This is a genomic window from Pseudochrobactrum sp. AO18b, from assembly GCF_000409565.1.
GTDB classification, from domain to species: Bacteria; Pseudomonadota; Alphaproteobacteria; order Rhizobiales; family Rhizobiaceae; genus Pseudochrobactrum; species Pseudochrobactrum saccharolyticum.
This window is the reverse complement of sequence record NZ_ANNO01000241.1, coordinates 1-4,749: the sequence shown is the minus strand read 5'-3', so window position 1 is coordinate 4,749 and position 4,749 is coordinate 1. Positions and strand designations below refer to the sequence as shown.

The 4,749-nt window shown below is 52.0% G+C and carries 4 protein-coding genes; 1 reads left to right on the top strand and 3 read right to left on the bottom strand.

Going from position 1 to position 4,749, the window contains the following annotated elements; all coding sequences use genetic code 11:
* Positions 1-92: 92 nt before the first annotated feature.
* From A918_RS0109895 to A918_RS0109885, 3 genes are all read right to left on the bottom strand, one after another.
* On the bottom strand, positions 93-1,412 hold the full coding sequence (locus A918_RS0109895) for a homoserine dehydrogenase (RefSeq protein WP_022710908.1): 1,320 nt from the start codon (positions 1,410-1,412) through the stop codon (positions 93-95).
* Between the two features lie 104 nt (positions 1,413-1,516).
* Complete coding sequence (locus A918_RS0109890; RefSeq protein ID WP_022710907.1) at positions 1,517-2,710, bottom strand: LL-diaminopimelate aminotransferase; 1,194 nt, start codon at positions 2,708-2,710, stop codon at positions 1,517-1,519.
* A gap of 178 nt (positions 2,711-2,888) precedes the next feature.
* Positions 2,889-3,233: a hypothetical protein gene (locus A918_RS0109885; RefSeq protein WP_022710906.1), complete on the bottom strand. Its 345-nt coding sequence runs from the start codon at positions 3,231-3,233 to the stop codon at positions 2,889-2,891.
* Positions 3,234-3,634: 401 nt separating this feature from the next.
* On the opposite strand from A918_RS0109885, the gene A918_RS0109880 reads away from it, so the two are divergent.
* A partial coding sequence (locus A918_RS0109880; RefSeq protein ID WP_198013287.1) for a D-Ala-D-Ala carboxypeptidase family metallohydrolase occupies positions 3,635-4,749 on the top strand: 1,115 nt, incomplete at its 3' end.

Here is a 4,749-nt window from a genome sequence, read left to right as displayed (position 1 = left end):
TGTGCCAGACTTGGCACACAAAACTCGCTCTAACACTTTAAAATGAGAGCATAATTTTACCTTAAACTGATCCAAGTTTAAGGAATTATGCTCTACCCCGCACGTTCAATGCGGATCATCTGCGGCTTGTCGAAGAGATCACCATCTTCGGTAATCGCCTTCAAAGCCTGCTTAACCGCTGATTCCGTGGTTGCATGGGTTACGAGAACAACTGTTTTAATCACAGCCTCTTCGACATTGGCACCGGTGCCGCGCTGTACGATAGATTCCAGCGAAATATCATTTTCCGCCATGCGCTTGGCAATCGTTGCAAATACACCGGCGCGATCATGCACATTCAGGCGAATGAAATAACCACCGGCATGAGAACGCATTTTCGCGCGCGCTGTCGGCTTCAGATTTTTTGCAGGCGTACCGAAGACCGGTCCGTGCTGGAAACCCGGACGGCTCTTACCGATATCAGCAATATCACCAATCACAGCGGAGGCCGTGGCATTGCCGCCGGCACCCGGACCTGACAACAGCAATTCGCCGAGAAGGTCGGTTTCGATCGCCACCGCATTGGTCACGCCATGCACCTGCGCAATGACAGAAGAGGTTGGCACCAATGTCGGATGCACACGCTGCTCCACACCGGTTTCTGTTTTCTGCGCTACGCCCAGCAGCTTGATTTTATAGCCAAGCTCTTCTGCCGCGCGGATATCCGCAAGCGAAATATTGCTGATCCCTTCCAGATAAATATCGTCAGCGGCAATCTGCGTGCCAAAGGCAATACTGGTCAGCAGTGCCAGCTTATGCGCCGTGTCATTGCCTTCAATATCAAATGTCGGATCAGCTTCCGCGTAGCCCAGACGCTGTGCATCTTTCAGACATTCGGTGAAGGAAATCCCCTCCTCACCCATACGGGTCAGGATATAATTACAAGTACCGTTCATAATACCATAAACGCGCGACACAGTATTACCGGTCAGCGATTCACGCATCGCCTTAATCACCGGAATACCGCCTGCAACTGCTGCTTCAAAATTCAGCAACACGCCTTTGGCTTCCGCGATTTTGGCTAGTTCCACACCATGATAAGCCAGCAAGGCTTTATTGGCAGTCACCACATGGCGACCGGAATTGAGTGCAGCCTCAACAGCAGCACGTGCAGTACCTTCCGAGCCGCCAACCAGCTCAACAAAAACATCAATATTATCTGATTTTGCCAGCGCGACAGGATCATCGAACCATTCAATATTGCTGAGATCAACACCACGGTCACGCGTACGGTCACGTGCGCTGACCGCAGTCACTACAATTTCGCGTCCGCATTGCCTTGTCATCATTTCGGCTTTATCGCGCAGAATGCGCAAAACCGATGCTCCTACGGTGCCAAGTCCGGCGACACCGATCCGCAATGCATTACTCATTATTGTGCCTCAGCAATATATACTTAATTCAACGGGCGGGAACTGTATGCTCCCGCCTCACTTTATTCGCTTGGCTCAGGACATTCCCTGAAGCCGCCTTTTTATCAGGCAGCTCCGTCAGCATTTCCCAGAAAGCGTTTGATATTACGCGCGGCCTGACGAATACGATGTTCGTTCTCCACCAAAGCAATGCGCACAAATTCATCCCCATGTTCACCGAAACCGAGGCCGGGCGCAACAGCTACATCAGCTTTTTCGATCAATAGTTTGGAAAAATCGAGCGAGCCCATGGCACGGTAGCGTTCAGGGATCGGAACCCACGCAAACATTGTCGCCTCAGGAGACGGAATTTCCCAACCCGCACGGCCAAAACTCTCAACCAGAACATCGCGGCGTGTCTTATAAACATTACGCACATATTCAATATCGCTGCCGTCGCCGTTCAGCGCTGCCGTTGCAGCCACCTGAACCGGCGTGAAAGCACCGTAATCGAGATAGGATTTGACCCGTGTGAGCGCCGCAATCAGCCTTTCATTGCCAACAGCAAAGCCCATACGCCAGCCGGCCATCGAGAATGTTTTGGACATAGAGGTAAATTCAACCGCCACATCCATTGCACCCTCAACCTGCAACACCGATGGCGGCGGGTTGTTTTCATCGAAATAGATTTCCGAATAAGCCAGATCTGACAGGATGATAATATTATGCTTACGGGCAAAGGCCACCACTTCCTTATAGAAGTCGAGTGTCGCCACTTGCGCAGTCGGGTTGGACGGAAAACTCAGAATCAGCGCAATCGGGCTCGGGATCGAGTGCTTAACACCGCGCTCCAGCGAGACGAGGAAGCTGTCATCCGGTTTTGCACTGATGGAACGGATGACACCACCGGACATGACAAAGCCGAAAGTATGGATCGGATAGGTCGGATCCGGACACAGAATAACATCACCCGGCGCAGTAATTGCCTGCGCCATATTTGCAAAGCCTTCCTTGGAACCAAGCGTGGCAACAACCTGTGTATCCGGATTGAGCTTCACACCAAAACGACGCGCATAATAATTGGCCTGCGCTTTACGTAAGCCAGGAATCCCTTTGGATGAGGAATAGCGATGGGTGCGCGGGTCCTGCACAGCCTCACAAAGCTTATCAATAATGCCCTGCGGTGTCGGCAGATCAGGATTGCCCATGCCAAGATCGATAATGTCGGCACCCGCCGCTCGCGCACTCGCCTTCAGGCGGTTAACCTGTTCGAAGACATAAGGTGGCAGGCGACGGATTTTATGGAATTGTTCCGACATATCTCTCTTCCGTTTAATTAAAATGCGATGCAGCATAATCTTGTAAAACTGCACGGCTGTTAAAAGTCCGGATCAGTACGACCCGAATCCAGAGTGCCAAAACAGCACTCCGATCTGTAAATTCTAAAATGCGAATAAATTTATGACGTATCAAAACGCCTGTCGTCAGATCAGCCTGTTACTCGGTGGCTTCGATTGCCTTTAATGTGGCATCGGTTTCCGCCTGCAACTGGCGTTTGCGGGCTTCGATTTCCGCTCGGCTCGATCCAGTTGCGGGTGCGCTTCCCTGACGCGCCTTGGCACTGCTGAGGCTACCGGTAATCCGGTCTTTTTCCTCAAAGGTCAGCTGCTTGGTTTCACCGCGCGGCATAATCCCGAAATTCGGATAAGCTCCGGTACGCAGTGCGCCCTCCTGCGGCACACCGGCAGAAGGCCCGCTTGTGCAACCCGCGAGCGCCACAGCAGCCACGGCAAACATTGCATTACGCAGCGTTGCGAAGTGATGTGTCTGTTGTGCGCTCATAGAGGAAATTCCCTGCATATCGAATTCTGGTCGTAACTCTGGCCGAATAACCGGACAATAAACGTATAGACGCATTTCGCAACAGGAAGCTTTCATTTCCGCCGTGAAAAACACTCTTATTTACGTCATTCTGCCAAGTCTGCCCGCGAACACGAAATGTAACAATTGTTATTGTTTTGAAAAGAATTGTTACAGGGCATAACTTGCGCCCCAATTAATAAAGAATTAACAATTTTTGCGACGAAAACAGTCATTCCGCATATATTAATAATAGCCAGAATTTTGCACAAACGGAGCCTCTTTACAGCCCTTTGTGCCAGCAGTTGCACAGGAAACCTTTGATTTGAGTTCAGTTTCCGCAGATGCACTCAGACAAGTCGCAGCATAATGAAGGGTCTGCTTTGTTCGATACGATAAAACGTATACGAGAAAAAAACGCTCAGCTTTTCTGCGGCTCAGCTATCATTCTCGCTTTAAGCATCAGTGGCTGTACCACATCTTCCGGCACATCCCTGCTGGAAAGCGTCGCCAATGATACGACTCTGGCCGAAAATAAATCCGGCGATTCCGCTTCTGATACTCCGGCGGCAAATACAGCAACCGCTGCGACAAAAGCTGCTCCGGCCTCTGCTATAACGGCAGAAGCCGCAAAACAGACAGCAGAAGCACAAACGGAAAAACCGGTACAGGTTGCCTTGGCTGATACAGCCGCCGCCGCAACCAATCAGATTGTACAGACACCGGAAGCCGCAGCCCCTGCCGAACAACCGAGCACACTGGCTGCACTTTTCGGCACACGAAACAAGCCTACTGCTGCTTTAGCAGCGATTCCGCAGGCAGAAGCCGCAACACCGGCGACAAGCCAGACAAAGCCGCAGAATAATGCTGCTCAGGCCGAAACTGCCAAGCCGGATGCAAGCGCAAATATCGCACAAACTCCTGCAATTGACAGAACTAGCCAGAGCGCAGGCGCGGCAGCCCGTCTTTTCTCACCGGGCAAAAACAGTGTGCGCGGCACCGGCAAGCAGGAAGCCACAGTCACAGCCTCTGCCACGCCTAAAAGAGCAAGCGACTATAATTATACGCTGCCGGGTGTGCGTGCGAATGGCGGCGTAGAGATTCGTCACAGTAATAAAGTGTTCGACGAAAGCGATATTGATCTTGATGAAGACGATTTCAGCGCGCCGGTAACACTCGCCTCCGCTGGCGGCATGGCGCGTCTCGCGCCGAACGGCCTGCGCACCCAGCATGATAAAGTGCAGGTTTCCTGTCTGAAACCGCAGCTGGTCTCTATGATTAAGCGCCTTGAAAGCCACTACCGCAAACCGGTTGTCATCACCTCCGGCTACCGCAGTCCGGCGCACAACCGTTCGGTCAGAGGTGCGAAACGCTCATTGCATATGTCGTGCTCTGCGGCTGATCTGCAGATTCCAGGCGTTTCCAAATGGGAAATCGCCCGTCAGGTACGCACATGGCCAAGTCGCGGCGGTGTCGGCACCTATTGCCATACAGAATC

Coding starts and splice junctions, on each gene's coding strand:
- A918_RS0109895 (WP_022710908.1), bottom strand. CDS start 1,412: ATGAGTAATGCATTGCGGATCGGTGTCGCCGGACTTGGCACCGTAGGA.
- A918_RS0109890 (WP_022710907.1), bottom strand. CDS start 2,710: ATGTCGGAACAATTCCATAAAATCCGTCGCCTGCCACCTTATGTCTTC.
- A918_RS0109885 (WP_022710906.1), bottom strand. CDS start 3,233: ATGAGCGCACAACAGACACATCACTTCGCAACGCTGCGTAATGCAATG.